Annotated in this window: 21 protein-coding genes; 1 reads left to right on the top strand and 20 read right to left on the bottom strand. The window is 56.6% G+C overall.

Annotation, left to right across the window (positions count from 1 at the left end; genetic code table 11):
• Positions 1–8 precede the first annotated feature (8 nt).
• The 20 genes from NQZ67_RS25490 to NQZ67_RS25395 form a co-directional block, all read right to left on the bottom strand.
• On the bottom strand, positions 9–1598 hold the full coding sequence (locus tag NQZ67_RS25490; protein WP_257451543.1) for an anthranilate synthase component I family protein: 1590 nt from the start codon (positions 1596–1598) through the stop codon (positions 9–11).
• 130 nt (positions 1599–1728) lie between these two features.
• Positions 1729–2670 carry a cysteine synthase A gene (cysK, locus tag NQZ67_RS25485; RefSeq protein WP_257451541.1) on the bottom strand — a complete coding sequence of 314 codons (942 nt, stop codon included), beginning with the start codon at positions 2668–2670 and terminating at the stop codon, positions 1729–1731.
• 134 nt (positions 2671–2804) lie between these two features.
• Entirely contained in the window at positions 2805–3734 is a 930-nt protein-coding gene (locus tag NQZ67_RS25480; RefSeq protein ID WP_257451539.1) for a peptidylprolyl isomerase, read from the bottom strand.
• Positions 3735–3753: 19 nt separating this feature from the next.
• A complete protein-coding gene (hslO, locus tag NQZ67_RS25475) occupies positions 3754–4659 on the bottom strand; it encodes an Hsp33 family molecular chaperone HslO (protein ID WP_257451534.1) in 906 nt (301 codons plus the stop codon).
• Between the two features lies 1 nt (position 4660).
• Positions 4661–5434 carry a type III pantothenate kinase gene (locus tag NQZ67_RS25470; RefSeq protein ID WP_257451532.1) on the bottom strand — a complete coding sequence of 258 codons (774 nt, stop codon included), beginning with the start codon at positions 5432–5434 and terminating at the stop codon, positions 4661–4663.
• Positions 5431–6315, bottom strand: coding sequence for a carboxylating nicotinate-nucleotide diphosphorylase (gene nadC, locus NQZ67_RS25465; protein WP_257451530.1), 885 nt, complete (start codon positions 6313–6315; stop codon positions 5431–5433). Before nadC ends, NQZ67_RS25470 begins: the two co-directional genes overlap by 4 nt.
• A complete protein-coding gene (gene nadB / locus NQZ67_RS25460; protein WP_257451528.1) occupies positions 6308–7921 on the bottom strand; it encodes an L-aspartate oxidase in 1614 nt (537 codons plus the stop codon). Before nadB ends, nadC begins: the two co-directional genes overlap by 8 nt.
• A 58-nt stretch (positions 7922–7979) precedes the next feature.
• Positions 7980–8918, bottom strand: a complete 939-nt coding sequence (gene nadA / locus NQZ67_RS25455) for a quinolinate synthase NadA (RefSeq protein ID WP_257451526.1) — start codon at positions 8916–8918, stop codon at positions 7980–7982.
• Positions 8919–9402: 484 nt separating this feature from the next.
• Positions 9403–9795, bottom strand: coding sequence for a VOC family protein (locus tag NQZ67_RS25450; protein WP_257451524.1), 393 nt, complete (start codon positions 9793–9795; stop codon positions 9403–9405).
• 36 nt (positions 9796–9831) lie between these two features.
• On the bottom strand, positions 9832–10341 hold the full coding sequence (locus tag NQZ67_RS25445; RefSeq protein ID WP_257451571.1) for an SRPBCC family protein: 510 nt from the start codon (positions 10339–10341) through the stop codon (positions 9832–9834).
• Between the two features lie 51 nt (positions 10342–10392).
• Entirely contained in the window at positions 10393–10725 is a 333-nt protein-coding gene (locus NQZ67_RS25440; protein WP_257451521.1) for an ArsR/SmtB family transcription factor, read from the bottom strand.
• 139 nt (positions 10726–10864) lie between these two features.
• Entirely contained in the window at positions 10865–11827 is a 963-nt protein-coding gene (locus NQZ67_RS25435; protein WP_257451518.1) for an ABC transporter permease, read from the bottom strand.
• A gap of 1 nt (position 11828) precedes the next feature.
• Complete coding sequence (locus NQZ67_RS25430) at positions 11829–12899, bottom strand: ABC transporter permease (protein WP_257451515.1); 1071 nt, start codon at positions 12897–12899, stop codon at positions 11829–11831.
• 5 nt (positions 12900–12904) lie between these two features.
• Complete coding sequence (locus tag NQZ67_RS25425) at positions 12905–14446, bottom strand: ABC transporter ATP-binding protein (RefSeq protein WP_257451513.1); 1542 nt, start codon at positions 14444–14446, stop codon at positions 12905–12907.
• Positions 14447–14564: 118 nt separating this feature from the next.
• Complete coding sequence (locus NQZ67_RS25420) at positions 14565–15629, bottom strand: BMP family lipoprotein (RefSeq protein WP_257451511.1); 1065 nt, start codon at positions 15627–15629, stop codon at positions 14565–14567.
• 263 nt (positions 15630–15892) lie between these two features.
• Positions 15893–17905: an ATP-dependent zinc metalloprotease FtsH gene (ftsH, locus tag NQZ67_RS25415; RefSeq protein WP_257451508.1), complete on the bottom strand. Its 2013-nt coding sequence runs from the start codon at positions 17903–17905 to the stop codon at positions 15893–15895.
• Positions 17906–18003: 98 nt separating this feature from the next.
• Positions 18004–18543: a hypoxanthine phosphoribosyltransferase gene (hpt, locus tag NQZ67_RS25410; RefSeq protein ID WP_257451505.1), complete on the bottom strand. Its 540-nt coding sequence runs from the start codon at positions 18541–18543 to the stop codon at positions 18004–18006.
• A 51-nt stretch (positions 18544–18594) separates the two neighbouring features.
• Positions 18595–20007 carry a tRNA lysidine(34) synthetase TilS gene (gene tilS, locus NQZ67_RS25405; protein ID WP_257451503.1) on the bottom strand — a complete coding sequence of 471 codons (1413 nt, stop codon included), beginning with the start codon at positions 20005–20007 and terminating at the stop codon, positions 18595–18597.
• Between the two features lie 51 nt (positions 20008–20058).
• Positions 20059–20985, bottom strand: coding sequence for a serine/threonine protein kinase (locus NQZ67_RS25400; RefSeq protein WP_257451501.1), 927 nt, complete (start codon positions 20983–20985; stop codon positions 20059–20061).
• Entirely contained in the window at positions 20969–21733 is a 765-nt protein-coding gene (locus NQZ67_RS25395) for a vWA domain-containing protein (RefSeq protein ID WP_257451498.1), read from the bottom strand. The genes NQZ67_RS25400 and NQZ67_RS25395 overlap by 17 nt, the downstream gene beginning before the upstream one ends.
• Positions 21734–22020: 287 nt before the next feature.
• Here NQZ67_RS25395 and NQZ67_RS25390 point away from each other — a divergent pair, with 287 nt between their 5' ends.
• Positions 22021–22620: a DJ-1/PfpI family protein gene (locus NQZ67_RS25390; protein ID WP_257451495.1), complete on the top strand. Its 600-nt coding sequence runs from the start codon at positions 22021–22023 to the stop codon at positions 22618–22620.
• Positions 22621–22656: the final 36 nt, after the last annotated feature.

Genomic DNA, 22656 nt, shown 5'->3' with positions numbered 1-22656 from the left:
TCCTACCATTAACGCTGCTGTGGACTATCCGCCGCCTGACGCTCGCTGTACTCAATCGCCTTCCACAACGCTTTGGCCTTGCTCATCGACTCGATGTACTCCCGTTCCGGATCCGAATCGATCACGATGCCCGCTCCCGCCTGAATATGGACCTCTCCGTCCTTCAGGGCCATCGTTCTAATAATAATATTAAATTCCATATCGCCGTTGTAGTCAATCCATCCCATCGATCCCGTATACGGCCCCCTGCGTACCGGCTCCAGCTCCTCGATGATTTCCATCGTGCGGATCTTGGGCGCGCCCGTAATCGTCCCTCCGGGGAACGTGGCCGCGATGACGTCGTAAGCGTCCTTGCCGCCCGCCAGCTCGCCTTCGACTTGAGAAACAAGATGCATGACGTGCGAATAATATTCGATGACCATCAGTTCCTTCACCTTGACGGTGCCGTAGGTCGAGATCCGCCCAAGGTCGTTGCGCTCCAGATCGACGAGCATAATATGCTCCGCCCGCTCCTTCTCGTTCGTCCGAAGCTCTTCCGCGAACCGGCGCTCTTCTTCTTCCGTCCGCCCCCTGCGGCGGGTGCCCGCGATCGGGCGCGTCGCCAGCTTCCGGTCCCGCAGCTCCACAAGCAGCTCCGGCGATCCCGATACGAGCTGGAAGTCCGGACAACGCAGGAAGCCCATATAGGGAGACGGATTCACTAGACGCAGCCACTCGTACAGCTGTTCCGGCGCCACCCCTACCTTGCGCGTCTGGCGCTGCGACAGGTTCACCTGGAATACGTCGCCTTGGCCGATATACCGCTGGATCGCGCGAACCGCATTCATATAGCTTTCCTTGGAGGTTGGAGAGGAAATGCCGCCGATAGCCTCGAGATCGATCTGAAGCGATCCGCTCTCAATGAGCGCAAGCCGTCCTGCCCGCACTTTCTCCGCTCTCGACAGCGCCTTCTCTTCCTCGAACCAGGTCAGCCAGTAGTCGGCCATGCCTTCCGCCCGGGAGAGGGCGCGTTCATATACTTCCCTCAGCTCCTCCTCCGACTGTCCGAAGGCGACCGGACTATGCACGACGCAATAGACGACGGCTTTCTTGTAATCGACAATCCAAACCTCGTTCATGCGAAGGAACAGATAATCCGGCAGCCCAAGATCATCCTCCGCGATCGACGGAAGCTTCTCGATACTGCGAATGATGTCGTAGCTCCAGAAGCCGGCGCATCCGCCAAGCCACTTGGGCGCATCCGCCTCCGCAAGCCTCGGACCGCGGCCGTCGCTCATCCAGGCCCGCACGACATCAAGCGGCTTGCCCTTCCACTGCTTGCGCTCGGGCGTATGCTCGTCCAACTCCCGGAAGTCGATCGATTCCGCCTGCTCGCCTTTGCCCCGAATGACGCTGTCCGGATGCAGGCCGAGGTAAGTGAACCGCCCATCCTTCCCAGACTCCAGCACGAACGCGTACGGCGATGCGTCCTGCCATGCTTCCTCCCACGACACGATGCTTCCCGCTTCCTGCCGGAGCGTCAGCTCCTTCACGAGCGGAAGCGTCGTGTATGTCTCTTCGGCGCGCCACCGAAGCCACTGCTCCCAAGGGGTGACCATGGTCCCCGCCCTCCGATCTACTTGCTTTATTTCGCTCAGTATACAGAATCGAAGAACAAAAGAAAAGCCTCCCATTCCGAAGAATGGAAGGCCCTCCAATCGCGATGGCGCAAGCCTCGCGCAAATGGTATTAGTTCTCGAAGTTGAACAGCGGCGTGCTCAGGTAACGTTCGCCGTTGCTCGGCACGATGGCGACAACGCGCTTGCCTTTGCCGAGTTCCTTCGCTACTTTCAGAGCGGCGAAGATGGCAGCGCCGGAAGAAATGCCGCACAGAATGCCTTCTTCTTTCGCGGCGCGGCGAGCATGGTCGAACGCGTCCTCATTCTCGACGGTAATAACGCCGTCGTAGATTTCGCGGTTCAGGATGCCTGGCACGAAGTTCGCGCCGATGCCTTGGATCTTATGCGGACCAGGATTGCCGCCCGACAGCAGCGGGGATGCAGCCGGCTCAACGGCGTACACCTTGATGCCAGGGAAGTTATTCTTCAGCACTTCGCCTGCGCCGGAGATCGTACCGCCCGTGCCGATGCCCGCAATGAAAGCGTCTAGCTTGCCGTCTAGGGAGTTGATCGCTTCGACGATCTCGGGACCTGTCGTTTCGCGGTGAATCTTCACGTTCGCTTGGTTCTCGAATTGCTGCGGCATGAAGTAGTTCGCGTTCTCTTTTACCAGCTCTTCCGCTTTGTTAACGGCGCCTTTCATGCCTTCGGAGCCCGGCGTCAGCACCAGCTCGGCACCGTAAGCGCGAAGCAGGTTGCGGCGCTCGATGCTCATCGTCTCAGGCATAACAAGGATGGCTCTATAGCCTTTCGCTGCGGCTACCATAGCCAGACCGATGCCCGTGTTGCCGCTTGTAGGCTCGACGATTGTCGACTCGCCTGGTTTAATGCGGCCTTCTTGCTCCGCCACTTCGATCATGCTGATGGCGATGCGGTCTTTGACGCTGGCACCCGGGTTCTGGTACTCCAGCTTCACGTAAATCTCCGCGCTGTCTTCAGGCACAAGACGGTTCAAACGTACGAGGGGTGTATCTCCGATCAGTTCAGTAACGCTTTGCACGATTTTCGCCATGGGAAAAAAGGCCTCCTTATTCCGACTAAAATAGTTGGTTTTGATTACTTCCATCTTATCAATGTCGCGCTTCTATTGTCAATAGCATCTTTCCCGTTTCGAGCGGAAACAGGAAAACGTTATCAATCGCGCGGCTACTTCATTATGGCCGCGTCATAGCGGGACAGAAGCTCGTCTTCCAATTCCTGCTGAGGCTTGGCCCGCTCAAGGGCAAGCTCCTTGCGCGCAAGCTCAAGCAATCGTTCGCCGGTCAGAGCGGCGGTTGATCTCGTGCCGGCGAGCTCGATAACGGCATAGCCCTCTTCCAGCTCGATAGGGCCGGCTATTTCCGCGATGGCCATGCCGGACGCAGCCGATAGGACCGCCTCGTCGTAGAACGGATCGTCGGCATCGACGAGACCCAGGTCTCCCCCGCTCTGCGACGTAAATTCATCTATGGAATAAGTACCTGCGAGCTCGGAGAAGTCTTCTCCGCTCTCCAGCCTGCTTAGGATGTTCTCGGCCTGTGCCCGGGTCGCCGTCACGATCCACAGCAGATGGTACTGCCGCTTCTCGCCGAACCGTTCGGGATGATCCTCGATGTATTGCCGGACTTCCTCATCGGAGACGGGGATGTCCTTTACCGCTATTTTCTGAAGCAGCAGCCGGTACCGAATGTCTTCCATCACTTGCTGTCTCGACATGCCCAGCTGCTCCTTCATCACGTCAAAAAACTGCTCTTCGTTCTCGTAGCCTTCAGCCGATCGCTTCAGCTCGTCATTCGCTTCCTCCTGCGCGACCGCAAGTCCGGATGCTTCCGCTTCCAGCTCGATAGCCTGCCTAATCATCAGCTGCCGGAGCACGGCATCGCCGTACTGCTCTATCAATTCCTCCGTCAGCCTATCCTTCGAGATCACCTGGTTGCCGACCACCGCCACGGCCCCGTCGTCCTGCTCCTCCGTATCCCGCACATTGCCGTTCGCGCTCGGCAGCGGCCATGCCTTCGCCATCACGAAGCCGGCAAGAGCGATCATGCAGACGGCTTGAAGGATGACAACCGTCTTCAGAACCTCGTTTCTCTTCATGGCCCGGACTGCCCTTCCCTCATTGAATCGGATTCGCCTTCGCCTGCTCCAGAAGCTGCTCCAGCTTATCCCGTCCGAATACGTAGGCCTCGTTGCAGAAATGGCAGACGACCTCGGCCTTCCCATCCTCTTCGATAATGCCGCGCAGCTCGGCCTCCCCGAGACTGATAAGCGTCTGCTCGACCTTCTCCTCCGAGCACTGGCACTTAAACGTAAGCGGCATCGTATCGTGGATGACCAAGTCCTCTTCGCCGACGACCCGCTTCAGCAGATCTTCCGGCGTCGCTCCTTGCGCCATCAGCGTGGTTACCGTCGGCATGCCGGCGATCGCCTGCTCCAGCCTCGTAATTTCCGCGTCCGTCAGACCCGGCAGAAGCTGCACGATGAATCCTCCCGCTTGAAGCACGGAATTATTGTTTTCGACGAGCACCCCCACGCCAACCGCCGAAGGCGTCTGCTCCGATACCGCGAAATAGTAGGTGAAATCTTCGGCGAGCTCGCCCGACACGATCGGCACGCTGCCGCGATACGGCTCTTTGAGCCCCAAATCCTTGGTTACGTAGATGTTGCCCGACGTGCCCACGGCACCCGCTACGTCCAGCTTGCCCTTGTCATTGCTGCCATGATGGGCCTGCGGATTGTCGACGAAGCCTCTCAGCTCGCCGGCCGCGTTCGCGTCCACTACGATTTGGCCAATCGGCCCGTCGCCCTTCACTTGAATCGTCAGCCTTTCTTTTCCTTTCAACATCGCGCCCATCATCGCGCCGACGGACAGCGTGCGGCCAAGGGCCGCCGTTGCGGTCGGGAACGTGTCGTGACGACGGCGAAGCTCCTCCACGATATTCGTCGTGCGGACGGCGAACACCCGGATCTTCCCATTCCACGCCGTTCCGCGGACGAGCACGTCCTGCAGCTGTTCTTCCATATTATGAACCCTCCTGATTGCGTTCGTAGATCAATCTAAGACCTTCCAGCGTGAGCAGCGGATCCACTTCCTCGATCGTCTCCGATTCCGCGGCGATCAGCTCGGCCAGGCCGCCCGTCGCCACAACTCTCGGAGAGACGCCGAACTCGGACTTGATCCGGTTCACGATGCCGTCCACCTGTCCCGCATAGCCAAAAATAATGCCAGCCTGCATCGACGTTACCGGATTGCGGCCAATGACGCTCTTCGGCTTCGCCAGCTCAATGCGCGGCAGCTTGGCCGCGCGCTGGTACAGCGCCTCCGTCGATATGCCTATGCCCGGCACGATCGCGCCGCCGAGATAGCTTCCGCTCGGATCGACGTAATCGAACGTCGTCGCCGTGCCGAAGTCGACTACGATAAGCGGCGTGCCGTACTTCTCGATGCCGGCTACGGAATTGACAATGCGATCCGCGCCGACCTCCCGCGGATTTTCATAACGGATATTGAGGCCCGTCTTGACGCCAGGGCCGACGACGAGCGGATTTTTCCTCACGTATTTCAGGCAAAGCTGCTCAAGTGTGCGCATGAGCGGAGGCACGACAGAGGAGATAATGACTCCTTCAACCTCGTCCACCTTCAGTCCTGCGTAGCTAAACAGATTATGGATGTTCATCCCGTATTCGTCCACCGTGGCGGACCGGTTCGTGCTGAGCCGCCAATGATGCAGCAGCTCCTTGCCCCGGTAGATGCCGAGCACGATATTCGTATTGCCTACGTCGATGACCAGAATCATCCGCGCCCGACCTCCTTCTTCTCGTTCAGGTCAAGGCTGATGTCCAGAGCTTGGAACGAATACGTAAGGCCGCCGACGGAGATGACGTCGACGCCGCAGGCCGCGATGCCGTGAATGGTGGATAGCGTAACGCCGCCCGAGGCTTCCACGATGACATGCGGCGATCTTGCTTTAATGCGCGCCACCGCTTCCCTCATCATGTCGTGAGGCATGTTATCCAGCATGATAATATCCGCGCCGCAGTCCAACACTTCTTCTACTTGGGCTAGAGACTCCGTCTCCACTTCGATCTTCATCGTATGCGGAATTTGCCTTCGGGCCGACGACACGGCTTCCGTAATGCCGCCCGCGCCTTTGATATGATTATCCTTGATCATTACCGCATCATACAGACCGAAGCGATGGTTCGATCCGCCGCCTACGCGCACCGCGTATTTCTCCAGCAGGCGATGACCCGGGGTCGTCTTCCGAGTATCGACCAGACGGACAGGCAGCCCCTGCAGCGCGTCGACGAAAGCCTTCGTCTTCGTGGCGATGCCGGACAAGCGCTGCATCAGATTAAGAGCGAGGCGCTCCCCGGTCAGTATGCTGTGCGTGCTGCCTTCCACTTCTATAATAACCGTTCCTTTGGTGACGGAATCGCCATCTTCCGCGAGCGCCCGGAACGTAAGCTCAGGATCTACCACGTCAAAAACGAGCCTAGCAACGGGAATGCCCGCAATAATGCCGGTATCCTTCACATGGATGACGGCCTTCGACTTCGAGCCTCGCTGGATGGTCGTCTCCGTCGTGATGTCCCCGCTTCCGATATCCTCCGCCAGCCATCTTCCGATCTGCTCGCGAAGCGCCGCGTCATAGCCGCCAGTCGTCCATTCAAACATCTTCTATCCGCTCCTCGGTTATTCCTTGCGTTCTGTGCAGCACGGTGTGCTTCCGCCATACGAGGTCGTCCCGCGTCGGGAAGTCCTCTCTATAATGTGCCCCGCGGCTCTCCTCGCGTTGCAGCGCCGCCTCCGTCGTCAGTAATGCGCAGGTCAGCAAATTCGCGAATTCGAATTCTTCCTTCTGCGTCAGAATAGACTGGAAGATAGGAAGCTGCCGCTTCAGCTCCTCGTACCCTTTCTTCAGCCCGTTCTCGTTCCGTCTGAGCCCCGCGTACCGGACCATAATTTTCTGCAGCTTGAGGCGGCGTTCGACGACGGCCTGGATCGGAGCGCTAATGCGCTCTTGTTCGTTGCGAACGTTCGGCTTCGCCTGCAGCGGCGGCAGCCCGTCGATCCGCTTCACAATCCGGCGGCCGAACACGATAGCCTCGGACAGCGAATTGCTCGCGAGCCTATTGGCGCCATGCACGCCTGTCGATGACACCTCTCCGCACGCGAACAGCCGCTTGATGTTCGTCTCTCCGTTCAGATCGGTCCGCACGCCGCCCATCATATAATGCATGGCAGGTGCGACGGGAATCCAATCGGCGGTGAGGTCGAGGCCGTATTTTAGACAGTATTCATAAATAGTGGGGAAGCGATGCTTCACCATCTCCGCCGATTCATGCGTAATATCGATATAGACGAAGGTCGACTTCGTCTCCTCCATTTCGCTGACGATGGCCCTGGCCACTACGTCACGGGGAGCAAGCTCCAACTGCTCGTGATAACGCTCCATGAACCGCTCGCCTTTGATGTTCCTCAGAACCGCCCCTTCGCCGCGCACGGCCTCGGATATGAGGAATCTTGGAGCGCCCGGATAGCAGAGCGAGGTCGGATGGAATTGAATAAATTCCATGTCCCGTATGTAGGCGCCCGCCCGATAAGCCATGGCGACGCCGTCTCCGGTCGCAACCTCGGGGTTGGTCGTGTAGCGATAGAGCTGTCCGGATCCTCCGGAGCACAGAACCGTCGCTTTGCCGCGCACGAATAGCCGTTCGCCGCTCGGCTTCTGTACGATCGCTCCGCAGCATTCGCCGTCTTCCGTCACCAAATCGATGACAAAATGATCATCCCATACCTCGATCCGCGGATTGGAAACCGCATTTTCCGACAATGCGCGAACGATCTCGAAGCCCGTCGCATCGCCATTCGCGTGCAGGATGCGGCGCTGGCTGTGCGCGCCTTCTTTGGTGAGGGCGAACTCTCCGTTCTCCAGATCGAATTGCGTCCCCATGTTGATGAGGCTCTGGACGCCGCGCGGACCTTCGTGCACAAGGACGTCCACGGCTTCATGATCGCATAGGCCCGCGCCCGCAATTAGCGTATCCTGACGATGATAAGCAGGAGAGTCCTCATCCGAGAACACGGCGGCGATTCCTCCCTGCGCATAACGCGTATTGCTGTCGAGCAATGATTTTTTGGTAATCATCAGCACATCATGATGCTTGCTTGCCCTAATAGCGGTAAAAAGACCGGCAATGCCGGCCCCAATGACGATAACGTCCTTATCCAAGACGGGCAGCTGATCCAGCTCCACATCGACCAAATATCTTGGGATCATGCTTCAATCCTCCAATTGTTAGCTGCATATCGGTTTGCGGGCATGGAAGCAGCGCATGCTACTTCACCAGCAGCATGCGCTCCAATGACAAACGGGCTTTGTCCGCAACCGCAGGCGGAACGTAAATTTGAGGCTGCATCGTCTCCAGCGCTTTGACGAGCTTCTTCAAATTGTTCACCTTCATGTTCGGACATACCAAGTATTTCGACGCGAAATGGAAGGTCTTGTTCGGGCTGTCCAGTCTCAGCTGGTACCCTGTTCCATCCTCGGTTCCCACGATAAATTCCTGGCAATCGGATTCCTTGCAGTATTTGATGATGGCTGTTGTGCTGCCGACGAAGTCGCCAAGCTCCACGACTTCCGGACGGCATTCCGGATGCACGACGAATTGCGCGTTCGGGTACTTCGCCTTCATCTCCTCGACGTCTTTCACCGTAAGCATGTCATGCGTATTGCAGTAGCCTTCCCAGATGATCATCTTCTTATCGGTGTGCTGCTGCACGTAATGGCCCAGGTTTTTGTCCGGCACCCAGATTACTTCGTCGCCTTCGACCGAATTCACGACCTTCACCGCGTTGGCGGAAGTACAGCAAATATCGGTCTCCGCCTTGATCTCGGCCGAAGAGTTGATATACGTGACGACCTTCGCGTTCGGGTGCTGCGCCTTCAGCTTGCGAAGACCATCCACGTTCACCATGTCCGCCATCGGGCAGCCTGCGCGCTCGTCGGGAATGATAACCGTCTTATTCGGAGCGAGAATTTTCGCGCTCTCTCCCATGAAGTGCACGCCGCAGAACACGATCACTTCGGCGTCCGTCTGCGCCGCTTTCTGCGCAAGCAGGAAGGAGTCGCCGCGGAAGTCGGCCACATCCTGAATTTCGTCACGCTGATAATAATGGGCAAGAATAATGGCGTTCCGTTCTTTCTTTAATTGCATCAGCCGTTCGCGCAGCTCGCGATTCTGCTCTGCCTTGCGTTCCAATGCCAAAGCCTCCACTATCAACCACTCCTTATAAGGAAACTCAAAAAGCCTACTTTTGATCACGAGGTAAAACTGAAAGTTAATTCGACATCGAATATTGAATTCAGCCGGAACAGCGTATGCTTACGAAGTATGTTTCCTTCGGAAACATTTGAGGTGCTCACGTAGCTCCACTACGCTCCGCTCCTCACTTCCTAGCTTCATCCAATCTTCTCGGTGCTGAAAAGCAGACTTTTTGAGTCATATTTTTATAAAAAACCTGCGGCAATCCACTCGCCTGACTTTGTGAAATGATGCACAAAGTTGGGGAGTCGCTTACCTATAGCTTTAACCAAAACGGATAAATTCATTTGATTAAGATTTAATTTACTCTTGTTAGATAGGTCTGTCAATGGATGTTTCCTCATTTTGAAGAAAAGAGGCCCGTCCTTGGCAGACGAGCCCCTCCCGCTTGATTCGTGCATACGTGTGCTCAAAAGCGCTGCCCATCTCCTACAGCTTATGCAAAATTCAGCTGCCAGGCTACGCCGAAGCGGTCGACCACCCAGCCGAACTTGCGGCTGAAGCCGTAGCTGCCAAGCGGCATCAGCGCCCCGCCGCCTTCCGCTAGCTTGGCGTAAAGGGTGTCGATCTCCTCTTCGGAGCTGCAGTTCACGTAAAGCGAGATTGCCGGCGTAAACGTAAAGTCATGTTTTATATTGCTGTCGATGCACATATACTCTTGTCCGTTCAGCGTGAACGCGGCATGCATGACCGTACCTTCGGCCCCCGGGCCTTCAGGGCCGTAATGCGCGAGGGTGAGCACTTCCGAATTCGGGAACAGGGAGACATAGAAATTCATCGCTTCCTCTGCTTGTCCATCGAACATGAGGAACGTGTGGATTTTTTGCATGACATCATCATCTCCTTCTATTGAATGGGGCATTACCTATTCGGAAGCCGGCGGCATGACCGGCGTAATCCCTTCTTCTGCAAGCATCTTGAGGCCAACGAACATGTAGTGCCAGCCGTGCTGCGAGCTGTCGTGGAACTCCTCCACCGCTCTTCGCGTATCCTCGTCGGTCCAGTTCTCTTCCACAGGAACCCGGATATGCTGGGTAAAAACCATCTTGCAGCCTTCCTCGGTTGCCTTGATATTCACGGTGATCGTATCTTCGAATTCGCTGAATTGCGGCATTTGGAACGTGAATACTAGCTTGATTGGCCGATCTATCTCCAAGTATCGGCCGACTGCGCGGTATTCCTTCCCTCCCCGCACATCGATGATCTCCCATAAGCCGCCTACTCGTGGATCGCTCGAAGCGGATTTATTCGTCGCTTCCATCGACATCAGCCATTTGCGCATCATAACCGGGTCGATCCAAGCATCGAACAACTTCTCGGGAGACACTTTAAATTCTCTTACCATGACCAGTTCCGTATAAGCCGTGTCATTCATTTCCGTCAAAACGGTTTTCCCCCCTTCATCCTTATCCGTTCTAGCATGACCTTACGCATCCGGTTCATTCAGCGCTTTCTCCAGCGCATCGAATCTCGACTTCCAGTATTGCTCGTAGAAGCTGAGCCACTTCATGGCCTGCGCCATCGTATCCGAATCCAAGCTGCAATAATGCGTCCGCCCTTGAACGGACCGGCGCAGCAGACCCGCGTGTTCGAGTACCTTCACGTGCTTGGAAGCCGCGGCAAGGGACATGTCGAACGGCTCCGCAAGCTCCGATACCGTCCGGTCGCGCTGCGCCATCAGTCGAAGCATCTCCCTGCGCGTCGAATCGGACAACGCGTGGAATATGTGATCCAGTCTCTTGTCGTTTTCTAACTCCATATATTCAACCATGTGGTTAACTATATATCGTAACTCCCAGAAAGTCAACCATTCGGTTAACTATCAGGATGCAAAAAACCGCTTGCCCCAGCCAAGCTCTGGCAAAGGGACAAGCGGTCCTGGTTATTGAATCTAAGTTCTAACGCCTTGCCGGGTCGTATGGCTGGCCCAGTGCCGAAGGGGCGCTGGATTTGCCGACGGCGGCTGCCAGCACGATCAGCGTCAGCACGTAAGGCAGCATGTAGAACACTTCCGTCGGAAGATTCTTCGACCAGTCGAACAGCTGCGCGAAGTTTTTGAGCGCTTGGGCAAAGCCGAAGAACACGGCCGCGCCGGCAAGGCCGTACGGATTCCACTTGCCGAAGATCAAGGCCGCCAAAGCGATGAAGCCTTGACCGGAGATCGTGTTGTGAGCGAAGCTGCTTGTCGTCGTCAGCGTAATCGTCGCGCCGCCGAGACCTGCAAGGGCGCCGCTGAGCATGACGCCGATGTAGCGATATTTCGTTACGCTGATGCCGACCGTATCGGCTGAGCTCGGATGCTCGCCAACCGCGCGAAGGCGCAAGCCGAACGGTGTCTTGAACAGCACGAACGCGCTGATGAAGACGAGAATGATCACGATATAAGTCGTCGGGTACGACTGGAAGATGCCGCGGCCGATGATCGGAATATCGGACAGGAACGGTATCGACACCCTCGAGAATACATCGGTCAGCTGGCTTGTTTGCGCGGATCCTTCGTACAAGCTGCGGGTGAAGTACACCGCGCCGCCAAGCGCCAGAATGTTAATGACGACGCCGACGACGGTTTGGTCGGATTTGAACGTAATTGTCGCCACCGCATGCAGGAGCGAGACAAGTACGCCGAAGACGAGCGCCGCCAGCATCCCCATCCAAGGGGACATGGCGCCCATTCCTGCTTGCGACGCATAATCGGTTCCGACGGCGGCCGCGAACGCGCCCGTTACCATCAGGCCCTCCAGGCCGATATTCACGACGCCGGACCTCTCCGAGAACATGCCCCCGAGCGCGGCGAAGATAAGGGCGGTCGAGAACACAAGCGTGTTGTTCAGCATATTGCCGAGTACTTCGATCCAATTCATGTTACGCCGCCTCCTTCTTCTTCTTCGCCATGAACGGCTTAATGATAAATTTCACGATGCCGTGAGCGGCCACGAAGAATATAACCGAACCGATAACAATGCGCACGATTTCCGAAGGAACCCCTGCGCCGAAGCTCATGCCGCCTGAGCCGTAGCTCAGTCCGCCGAACAGAATAGCGCCGAGAAGCACGCCGATCGGCGTGTTGCCTCCGAGAAGCGCCACGGCGATGCCGTCGAAGCCGTAGCCCGGCGATGCCGCCATGATCGTCTGATTGCCGAAGACGCCGAGCACTTCGAACACGCCGCCAAGACCGGCAAATATGCCGCTGAAGAACATGGACTTTACGATCGTGCTGTTCACGTTCATCCCCGCGTACAGAGCCGCGTCCGGATTGTGACCGACCGCGCGGAGCTCGTATCCCTGCTTGGTGCGCCATAATAAAATATAGAAAATGACGACGCAGGCAATCGCCACGAACGTGCCCCAATGCATTCTCGCCTTATCCATCAGCTCGACGAGCCAATCAATGGACATAAGCGCGGATTCATGCACCGGTTTGGATTTCTGTTGGCCTGGCTCAAGCAGAAACTTAGCCACAATGTAGTTAGCCAAGTAAAGCGCCGTCCAGTTAAGCATGATGGATGAGATAACTTCGTTCACGCCTCGCTTCGCCTTCAGGTAGCCCACGAGCCCTGCCCATAATCCACCGAACAGAGCGCCGACCACGATCGCCAGCGGGCCGTGAATGTACCAAGGCAGATCAAGCAGAACGCCGACAAGCGTCGCGCCCGTCATACCCATGATGAACTGACCCTCTACGCCGATGTTGAACAGACCCGTACGGAATGCGAACGCAACCGCAAGTCCCGTAAAAATAAGCGGCGTGATCGCGCGAATGGTCTCGCCCATATGGTAGGGACTGCCGATGACCCGCTCGAACAGCGACTGGTAGGCCACGAGAGGATTGTAGCCGCCCGCGAACATGGCGATAGCGCCGATAATCAAGCCCAGAAGGATCGAGACGACGGGCACAATCAATGAGGTGTTGAATATTTTTTTGAGCGTATCCATATCGGCTATTCCCTCCCTCCATTATCGGCGGAGCCTGTATTGCCGGCCATAAGAAGACCCAGCTGTTCGTCATTCCGTTCATCCGCATCCACTTCGCCGACGAGCTTGCCTTCGTACATTACCGCGATCCGGTCGGACAACGCGTACAGCTCATCCAGCTCGAAGGAAACGAGAAGCACGGCTTTGCCTTCGTTACGAGCATCTACCAACCGCTTGTGAACGAACTCGATCGCGCCGATATCCAGTCCCCTTGTCGGCTGCACCGCAATGATCAAGTCCGGGTCCTTGTTAATTTCCCGGGCGATAATCGCCTTCTGCTGGTTGCCGCCGGACAATGCCCTGGCATGAGTATGAATGCCCGAAGTCCGAACGTCGTACTCCTTCACGAGCTTATCTGCCAGCTCGTCCATCGCTTTATAGTCAATGAAGCCGGACTTGCCGTACTCCGGTTTGAAATACGTATTCAGAATCATGTTTTCGCTGAGCGAAAAGTCCAGCACCAAGCCATGCTTATGGCGATCCTCCGGAATATGCCCTACGCCGGCCGTCGATACGGAACGCGGAGTCGCATTCGTCAGATCCCGGCCTCCCAGCGTTACCTTTCCGCTCTGCACTTTCCGCATGCCCGTAATCGCATAGATGAGTTCGCTCTGGCCGTTTCCGTCGACACCCGCAATGCCGAATATTTCGCCCGCGCGCACTTGAAAGCTCGTTCCGTCGAGCGCCATCTTGCTTTGGTCGCCTTTCATGCGGAGATTATCCACGGACAGAACGACCTCGCCGGCCTGACGCTTCGTCTTCTCCACCTTGAAGTTGACGTCGCGGCCCACCATCAGCTCCGCTAGCTGCCGTTCATTCGTTTCGCTTGTTTTGACGGTGCTGATGACCTTGCCGCGTCTAATAACGGTCACCGTATCAGACAGCGCCATCACTTCTTTCAGCTTATGCGTAATAATGATGATGGACTTGCCTTCCGCCGCAAGGTTGCGGATGATCGTAAGCAACTCTTCGATTTCCTGCACAGTGAGCACGGCCGTCGGTTCGTCGAAGATGACGATTTCCGCGCCGCGATATAACGTTTTCAAAATTTCGACCCGTTGCTGCATACCTACCGTAATATCTTGAATCCGCATCTGCGGATCTACTTTCAGTCCATAACGCTCGGAGATCGATTTCACCTTCTGATTCGCGAGCTTATAATCCACTGTCATGCCTTTTTTCGGCTCATTGCCGAGCACGATGTTCTCCGCTACCGTAAACGGTTGTACGAGCTTGAAATGCTGGTGCACCATGCCGATGCCCAGATCGATTGCCTTGGATGCCCCGTCGATGACGGTCTTCTGTCCATTGATCCAGATCTCGCCTTCATCCGGCTGATACAAGCCGAACAAGATATTCATAAGCGTTGATTTGCCTGCTCCGTTCTCGCCAAGCAGAGCGTGAATCTCGCCCTTCTTCAGCTCGAAGTTGATGGAGTCGTTGGCGACTAAGCCCGGAAACCGCTTCGTAATGCCTTTCAGCTGTACGACTGCCCCGCTCTGATTCATCTCTTCATCATCTCCCGGGATTGTTCTTTATCATCAAAGAAACAGGACAAGACCGGCTCATGCCGGCCTTGCCTCGTTAACCCATGTATTGCTTTATCGTGTTCCGCTACCGGCGATCTTATTCGGTTGGAACCGTAATCTCGCCGCTGATGATTTTGTTCTTGTATTCTTCTACTTTGGCCAGAACGTCAGCAGGAACGTTCTTCGTGGAAGTCTCAGGCAAGCCAACGGCGTTGTCCTTCAGACCCAGCACTTGAGTCTTGCCGCCTTCCCATTTGCCGTCGATCAGGTCTTTGGATACTTTCGTTACCGCTGCTTCTACGCCCTTCATCATGGACGTCAGCGTTACTTCGTCGCCGAACTCCAGCGATTGGTCCTTGTCTACGCCGATAACCCATACTTTGGCGCCGTTCTTCTTGCGCTCGGTCGCTTCGTTGAATACGCCGTTGCCCGTGCCGCCGGAAGCGTGGAAGATGATGTCTACGCCGTCGTCGTACATGGTTGCCGCGATGCTCTTGCCTTGGTCCGGCTTGTCGAACGCGCCGGAGTAGGTGACGGTTACTTTCGCGTCCGGATTAACTGCAGCTACGCCAGCCGCGAAGCCTTTCTCGAAACGAGTGATAACCGGAATTTCCATACCGCCAACGAAACCGATTTTGTCCGATTCCGTCATCAGGCCGGCTACAACGCCAACCAGGTAGGAGCCTTCATGCTCAGCGAATGTAACGGATGTTACGTTCGGCGCCGCTACTTCCGCGTCGATAACCGCCAGCTTCGCTTCAGGGTTTTCTTCCGCTACTTTCTTAATGGCATCCGTGAACAAGAAGCCGATGCCCCAAGTCAGGTCGTAGCCTTCCTTAACGAAGTTGTTCAGGTTCGGCTCCATGTCGGCCTCGCCTTTACTTTCGAGGAATTTGGTTTCCGCGCCGGTAGATGCCGTTATGTATTTCAGGGCCTCCCATGCGCTTTGGTTAAACGACTTATCGTTAACGCCGCCAACGTCTGTCGCCATGCCGATCTTGAAGTCTTTACCGGTGCCGTCAGACTCGACTTTCGTACCTTCATTCGTGGACCCGCCCGTGTTCGTATTAGCGTTGCCGTTGTTTTTGTCTTGACCGCAAGCGGACAGAACAAGCGAAATCGCAACGACTAGCATGAGCATAAAGCTTAACGATTTTTTCATGCGTCTTGACTCCCCTTCAACTTATAAATTTGTGTTGCCTTTACAACCGGCTCTCATATAGCCTTACCCTTACAGTATTGCTAATCCAAGCCGCTATTATTTCATTATAGTTACAAAAATATTTCCGTCAATCAGAATGTGTAAGCTACAATAACATTTATATACCAACGCTGTGTCACGTTTATGTGATAAAGCGACAATCTGCCAAAACACGAGAAACGTCCCGCTGCTCCTGACTGGAACAACGGGACGAATGAAAGCCTTTATTTCTTATCCGGATCCTCTGGATCGCCGGCTGGACCGTCTTGCGGTGCGTTCTCGTTAACATCCGGCGTGCCTGCTTCTTCGCGAGGCTGGATGCGAACCTTCACATCGCCGATCTCATCGATAATCGGCGTTGCCGTGGACTCTGCCGGCGCGGAGCCGTCCGAGCCGCTTCCGTCGCCTGTAAGCGTGCCTTTCTCGATGAGGTTCTTGATTTGCTCCATCTCGAGCGTCTCTTCCGTCAAGAGCGTCTGAGCGATCAGATGCATCTCTTTGCTCTTCTCCGTCAGAAGCTTCTTCGCTCTGTCGTAGCAAGCATTGATGATCGTCTGCATTTCTTGGTCGATCTCATACGCGATCGCGTCGGAATAGTTCTGTTCATGGCCCAGATCGCGGCCGAGGAATACCTGGCCTTGAGAGTTGCCGAACTGCATCGGTCCGAGCTTATCGCTCATGCCGTATTCCATAATCATGCTGCGCACGATGCCGGTCGCTTGCTTGAAGTCGCTGTAAGCGCCGGTGCCGATCTCGCCGATGTACACTTCTTCGGCGACGCGGCCCGCGAGCAAGCCCGTAACCTTGTCGAGAAGCTCCTGCTTCGTGACCAGCATGCGGTCTTCCTTCGGCAGCATGATCACGTATCCGCCTGCGCGTCCGCGCGGGATGATCGTTACCTTATGCACTTGGTCGGCATGCTCCAGGAAGAAGCCTGCGATCGTGTGACCCGCTTCGTGATACGCGACGATCCGCTTCTCGCGCTCGCTGATCACGCGGCTCTTCTTCTCCGTACCGACGATAACGCGGTCGATCGCGTCGTCGATGTCGACCATGTTGATTTCTTTCTTGTTGCGTCTCGCGGCGAGAAGCGCTGCTTCATTGAGCAAGTTCTCGAGGTCCGCGCCGCTGAAGCCCGTGGTGCGTCTCGCGATGACGTCCAGCTTGACTTCGCTTGTCAGCGGTTTGTTGCGGGCGTGTACTTTGAGTACCGCTTCGCGGCCCTTCACGTCCGGACGGTCCACCGTAATCTGACGGTCAAAACGGCCTGGACGCAGAAGCGCAGGGTCGAGAATATCCGCGCGGTTAGTCGCCGCGATAATGATAATGCCTTCGTTCGAGCCGAAGCCGTCCATCTCGACCAGCATCTGGTTGAGCGTCTGCTCGCGCTCGTCGTGACCGCCGCCGAGTCCGGCGCCGCGCTGGCGGCCGACCGCGTCGATCTCGTCGATAAAGATAATACAAGGCGCGTTCTTCTTCGCATTCTCGAACAGGTCGCGCACGCGGGATGCGCCGACGCCGACGAACATCTCCACGAAGTCAGAGCCTGAGATGCTGAAGAACGGAACGCCTGCTTCCCCTGCGACCGCGCGGGCAAGCAACGTTTTACCGGTACCCGGAGGACCGACGAGCAATACGCCTTTCGGAATGCGGGCGCCTACGAGATTGAATTTGCGAGGATCCTTCAGGAAGTCGACGACCTCCACCAGCTCCTGCTTCTCCTCGTCCGCCCCGGCCACGTCCTCGAACGTAACCTTCTTCTTCTCCTCGTTGTAAAGCCGCGCGCGGCTCTTGCCAAAGTTCATCACTTTGCCGCCGCCGCCCTGCGCCTGGTTCATCAGGAAGAAGAACAGCACGATCAGCAGAATGAACGGAATGATCGATGTCAGGAACGTAACCCAGAAGCTCGGGGTGTCCATCGGATCGGCCTCGTATTCGAACCCATGCTGCTCCTGCCAATCGTCCAGCTTTTGGGCCGCGTCCACGCTGATGCGGGTCGTGAAGTTCGCGTTCTCCGCGCCTTCGGGAATGTTTTTATATTTACCTTTGATGTAATACGTCTCTTTATCGTACTTTGCCGTAATCGCGGCTACATTCCCCGATTCGACAACGGTACGAAATTCATCGTATCTGAGTTCTTTGGCGTTATCCCCTTGACCGCTAATATATTGAAACACGCCAACGGTAACCAAAAAGATGATTAAATAAAAACCAGTATTTCGGATGATCCGATTCATCCCCTACCTCCTCTCAGACGCTTTAAATATTTTACCATAGCATGACTTTCCATCACAATAGAGGCTGCTGGAGGGGGACATGTACGGCTCTTGCGCGCTTATTTCTCGTATACCTGCGGTTTCAGGATGCCGATGTAAGGAAGATTGCGGTACTTCTCGGCGTAATCAAGGCCGTAGCCGACGACGAATTCGTCGGGCAGCGTGAAGCCCTTGTAATGCGGCTGCAGGTCCACCGTGCGGCGGGCCGGCTTGTCGAACAGCGTAACGATCGTTACGGACTTCGATCCTCTATGCTCAAGCACGTCAATCAGGTAGCTCAGGGTAAGGCCGCTGTCGATAATATCTTCGACGATGAGGACATCTCGTCCTTCCACCGTGACGTCCAGATCCTTAATGATCTTGACGACGCCGGAGGACTTGGTGGACGCGCCATAGCTCGAAACCGCCATGAAATCGATCTCCAGGGGCACCGTAATGGTCTTCACCAAATCGGACATAAAAATAAACGCGCCTTTGAGGACGCAAATAACGAGCGGATTGCGCCCCTCGAAGTCCGCGCTCAGCTGAGCGCCAAGCTCCCTAACCTTTGCACCAATCTGCTCTTCGCTGTATAAAACCTCTTTAATGTCGTTCTGCAAAGTTCAAATCCTCCCACGCTATACCTATGTTTATGTGTGAACCCCTGCCGCTTATTCGTTGAAGGCCGTGATGCGCAGCACTCTCCGGCTATCGCTGCCAGTCAAGGCATGCGAGGAGCGGCGAACGCCCGGAATCCACAGAAGCCGGCCGGCCGAATCGCACAGCAGCGGATACTGCTCTCTTCTCGAAGGCGGTATCTTCTCGTCAACGAACATATCTTGCACTTTTTTCGAACCATTTAATCCTAAAACATGAATCCGGTCTCCCGGCAGTCTGCTGCGCACATGAAGAGGGTAGCTGAGCTGATCCGCGTCGAAGCAGGCTTCCAGCCTCGAATGCGGCTTCCCTTGAGCGCCATCCAGCCATTCCAGCCGAAATCTCCAGCCGTCCGGCAATCCGCCAAGCTCTTCCATCCCCTCGGGGACGGTCAGATCGAACGGTTCGCCAGCCTCCCACACGTCCCTCACGCCTATCCAGCGCATCGTCTCGTATTCCCTGATGCACCTTATGCCGCCGCTCGCGTCCATCCGCCAAGTGGCGGGCGCCGCTTCGGATGCCGCCAGACGCATCGTCTCCACGCTGCCATAGGTTAGATTTTCCGTTTCCTGCGAAAGATAACTTAATATTAGTTTAATCAATCTCCTTTGTAAAGCGACGTGGAGACCCCTCAGCACCGAGCAGCCGATGGCGAATTCCCCGTCCTTCCGAGTCACGAGCCGGTCGAACAAATCCGACGTCTGCCGCGCCATGAAGTCATCCTCCGCTCCCGCCACCTCCGCCAATCTCTGCAGCGATAGCGGCAGCTGGGGATTATACTGCGAGAGATAGGGAATGACGTCGAGACGTATCGTATTGCGGAAGTAGTACCGCTCTTGATTACTGCTGTCCGCGCAATAAGGTATGTCGTGCTCCTCGCAATAGCGAAGAAGGTCTGACTTGTTCATACGAAGCAGCGGCCTAACGAGTTCCACATTTTTTTCGGCGCGCATGCTGCTCATTCCCGACAGTCCGGTCAAGCCCGATCCCCGAATCAACCGCATCAATACCGTCTCCGCCTGGTCATCCGCATGATGGGCCAGCGCGATCCGTTCGGCCCCGTGCCGGGCCGCCACTTCCAGCAGGAACGCATACCGCTTCTCCCGCGCGGCCGACTGCAGGTTCAACCGGTTTTCTTCTATATAAGTGGGCAGATCCATGGTGACGGTCTCGCATGCCAGCCCGAGAGACCCCGCATACGCCTTAACCGTCTCCAGCTCTCGGGCGGATTCCGCACCCCGGAAGCCGTGATTGACATGGGCCGCCGTCAGCGTCAGCTCCTGCTCGCGAGCCAGCACATGAAGCATATGCAGAAGCGCCATCGAATCCGGGCCGCCGGACACGGCGACGATAAGCCGGTCTCCCCGGCGCCATAGGCCCTTGGCAGCCGCCTCCCGGGCCAGCTCCTGCTCAAGCGGATGTAACATGTTTTGGCAATGCCTCCTCTATCCAAGCGATGCTAAGCGCGACCGCGCGCTCTACAGAAAGATGTTGATGACCAACCAGAAAATCGAGGCGGCCAGCAGCAAACCCGACGTAGCGGCGAGTCCCTTCAGCCAGCCGGGTATGGAGGCGCTCCGCCTTGTTTCCCGTCTGTGAAGCAAGACGCGCCAGGCTTCCGCCCCTTCCGAGGCATTCGCGAACTCGCCGGCCATGGCCCGCCGCAGCCAGCCGAGCACTGGCTTCAGCGCCGCGCTTCCCTGAGCAATCTCCATCAGCTCGTCCATCGACCGGTTCTGGGGAAGCAGCTCCTTCGTCAGCGCATGAAGGCGCTTCGGCTCGTGGAGCTGGATGCATAACACGGCGAAGGAGAACAGATCGTACTTCGGATCCGCCGAGCGCGGTCCGGAGTTCCAATAGCCGCGATCGTAAATTTCCGTGAACTGCCGAATGCTTTTGCCTACCGCCGTCACGCCTCCGTAATCGACTAGCTCGACATGCCCGTAGTCGGCCACCATCACGTTCTCCACCTTGAGGTCGCCGAATACCCACCCCGCCCGGTGGAGCTTCGCCAGCTTGCCTAGCAGATTCAGGCCGACGAGCGGAAACCATTCGGCGCCCTGCTCCTTCAGATAGCTCGCGAGCGTCGTGCCTCTGACGTATCTCATGATGTAGAACGAATATTCGCGGCCGTCCGGGCCGTACAGATCGTCTACGTCGTACAGGAACGGCTCCGCGCCGTGGCTCTTCTGCTTGTCCAGCGACTTCATGACATTGATCTCCGACTGCAGATCGACGGCGTCCGCGCCGACCTTCATGGCCAGCCATTCCCGGTCTCTCTGCACGAGGTACACCTTCCCATTGGCTCCTTCACCCAATAGCCGCTCGACGCGATACCGGCCGAGCTTCCATTTGCCGACGACGACGCTTCCGCGCCGCAGCTCCAGCTTAAACGACGTAGTCACCCATCATCCCATCCGTTTCCTGTCTTCCTCTTCGGCCATAATCGCCCATCGCACCGTAATCGTGCACGCTGCCCTGGCCTTGACCCTGGCGGTAAAATTCCACGACATGCATGATCGCGGGGCCGGTCGGCGTCGTGCCCCCCATCTGCAGCTTCGGAAAGATCGAATGCACGCCGTTCAAATGGCTTGTCCATGCTAGGTCCATGATGCAGTCGTCCCCATGCCGGGTGCCGGGGAAGTGGAACACCGCTATTTCACTTTTACCCTGCCTTGCCTGCAAGCTAAGCATCAAATCGCGGATCGCTTCCTCCACGGCGGCGAGCTTCGGCTTCATGCTCGCGCTGGCGTCGATGAGAAGCGCCACCTGCAGGCCCGAGGTTTCCCCAAGCTCATCGATTACGCGCACGACCTCGCCGCGCTTCTCCGGCGGCAGCGCTTCGATCGAGCCGTTGCCCAGCACGTGCTTCAGCTCCTTCTGCACGGCCAGCTGGATCGTCTGAACGACCGTCTTCCTCGTCATCATCTGCACCGTCTGCGACAGCTGGCGCATGTTGACCATACGGCTTAAGCCGCCTCCCGCTCGCGCGATCTCTTCGATCTCCGCGGCGCCGAGCTCTCCTACGTCCCCTTGATCGAGCACGCCAACCACGTTGACGTTGATGCCCTCCGCCTTGGCATGCGCCGCGGCCACGATCGGACTCATGCCCACGTTGGAGCAGCCGTCGGTTATGAGTAATATTTGTTTCATTGTCGTTATCCCTCCGTCACAAAGCTTGATGGAACGCTCTCTATCAGCTTTGCCCGTTTGGTGAGAGATAAACGCTCTATTCTATCATTTGTGCCCCCTTCGACGTCTCTCTTCAGGTCAGAATCATTATAGCATAGCGGACGGCCGCTCCTCACATCCGAGTCGATTAGACAAGATTCGAGGGGAGATAGGAGATTCGGCCTTGCGACCTCGGCTTGATTTACAAGTTTTGGGAGGGGATTCATAATAAAATCGTATGCTACCTTATTATCCAAAGGAGTGAGCGCATGCCGAACAAAGTTCTGATTCTGACCGGAGACGGAGCGGAAGTGCTGGAGGTTTATTACCCTTATTACCGCCTGCTGGAGGAAGGCTACGATGCCGTCATAGCATCCCCGACCAAAAAAACGCTGTACACCGTCGTCCATGATTTCATAGAGGGATGGGAGACGTATACGGAGAAGCCCGCCCATCAGCTGCCCTCGCATATCGCCTTCGCCGATGTCGACCCTGCCGACTATATCGCCCTTGTCATCCCGGGCGGCCGAGCGCCGGAGTACATCCGCACGAATCCGGAGCTGCCGCGGATCGTGCAGCATTTCCTCGACGCGGACAAGCCGGTCGCCGCGATCTGCCACGGTGCCCAGGTGTTCCTGTCGCTAGCGGACACGAGCTACTTCGAGGGCCGCACGATGACCTGCTATAACGCCGTCCGGCCGGATGTAGAGCGGATCGGCGCCATCTACGCGGACGAGACGCTGCACGCCGACGGCAAGCTTGTCAGCGGCCACGCTTGGCCGGATCTGCCCGGCTTCATGCGGGAGTTTCTGAAGCTGGTTCGCCAAGAGGAGACAAGCCGCTCGGCGGACGGCACGTTGGCGGTGTAATAGCCGAGACGTTAACAACCCCAGACGTTTCCCCTT

This window comes from Paenibacillus soyae, from assembly GCF_024623455.1.
Taxonomy (GTDB): domain Bacteria; phylum Bacillota; class Bacilli; order Paenibacillales; family Paenibacillaceae; genus Pristimantibacillus; species Pristimantibacillus soyae.
This window is presented reverse-complemented; position numbering and strand designations above follow the sequence as displayed.

What these genes read in the sequence shown, in the direction of transcription:
- NQZ67_RS25490 (WP_257451543.1), bottom strand. Translation starts at nt 1,598, where the DNA reads ATGGTCACCCCTTGGGAGCAGTGGCTTCGGTGGCGCGCCGAAGAGACA.
- cysK (WP_257451541.1), bottom strand. Translation starts at nt 2,670, where the DNA reads ATGGCGAAAATCGTGCAAAGCGTTACTGAACTGATCGGAGATACACCC.
- NQZ67_RS25480 (WP_257451539.1), bottom strand. Translation starts at nt 3,734, where the DNA reads ATGAAGAGAAACGAGGTTCTGAAGACGGTTGTCATCCTTCAAGCCGTC.
- hslO (WP_257451534.1), bottom strand. Translation starts at nt 4,659, where the DNA reads ATGGAAGAACAGCTGCAGGACGTGCTCGTCCGCGGAACGGCGTGGAAT.
- NQZ67_RS25470 (WP_257451532.1), bottom strand. Translation starts at nt 5,434, where the DNA reads ATGATTCTGGTCATCGACGTAGGCAATACGAATATCGTGCTCGGCATC.
- nadC (WP_257451530.1), bottom strand. Translation starts at nt 6,315, where the DNA reads ATGTTTGAATGGACGACTGGCGGCTATGACGCGGCGCTTCGCGAGCAG.
- nadB (WP_257451528.1), bottom strand. Translation starts at nt 7,921, where the DNA reads ATGATCCCAAGATATTTGGTCGATGTGGAGCTGGATCAGCTGCCCGTC.
- NQZ67_RS25450 (WP_257451524.1), bottom strand. Translation starts at nt 9,795, where the DNA reads ATGCAAAAAATCCACACGTTCCTCATGTTCGATGGACAAGCAGAGGAA.
- NQZ67_RS25445 (WP_257451571.1), bottom strand. Translation starts at nt 10,341, where the DNA reads ATGAATGACACGGCTTATACGGAACTGGTCATGGTAAGAGAATTTAAA.
- NQZ67_RS25440 (WP_257451521.1), bottom strand. Translation starts at nt 10,725, where the DNA reads ATGGAGTTAGAAAACGACAAGAGACTGGATCACATATTCCACGCGTTG.
- NQZ67_RS25435 (WP_257451518.1), bottom strand. Translation starts at nt 11,827, where the DNA reads ATGAATTGGATCGAAGTACTCGGCAATATGCTGAACAACACGCTTGTG.
- NQZ67_RS25430 (WP_257451515.1), bottom strand. Translation starts at nt 12,899, where the DNA reads ATGGATACGCTCAAAAAAATATTCAACACCTCATTGATTGTGCCCGTC.
- NQZ67_RS25425 (WP_257451513.1), bottom strand. Translation starts at nt 14,446, where the DNA reads ATGAATCAGAGCGGGGCAGTCGTACAGCTGAAAGGCATTACGAAGCGG.
- NQZ67_RS25420 (WP_257451511.1), bottom strand. Translation starts at nt 15,629, where the DNA reads ATGAAAAAATCGTTAAGCTTTATGCTCATGCTAGTCGTTGCGATTTCG.
- ftsH (WP_257451508.1), bottom strand. Translation starts at nt 17,905, where the DNA reads ATGAATCGGATCATCCGAAATACTGGTTTTTATTTAATCATCTTTTTG.
- tilS (WP_257451503.1), bottom strand. Translation starts at nt 20,007, where the DNA reads ATGTTACATCCGCTTGAGCAGGAGCTGGCCCGGGAGGCGGCTGCCAAG.
- NQZ67_RS25395 (WP_257451498.1), bottom strand. Translation starts at nt 21,733, where the DNA reads ATGAAACAAATATTACTCATAACCGACGGCTGCTCCAACGTGGGCATG.
- NQZ67_RS25390 (WP_257451495.1), top strand. Translation starts at nt 22,021, where the DNA reads ATGCCGAACAAAGTTCTGATTCTGACCGGAGACGGAGCGGAAGTGCTG.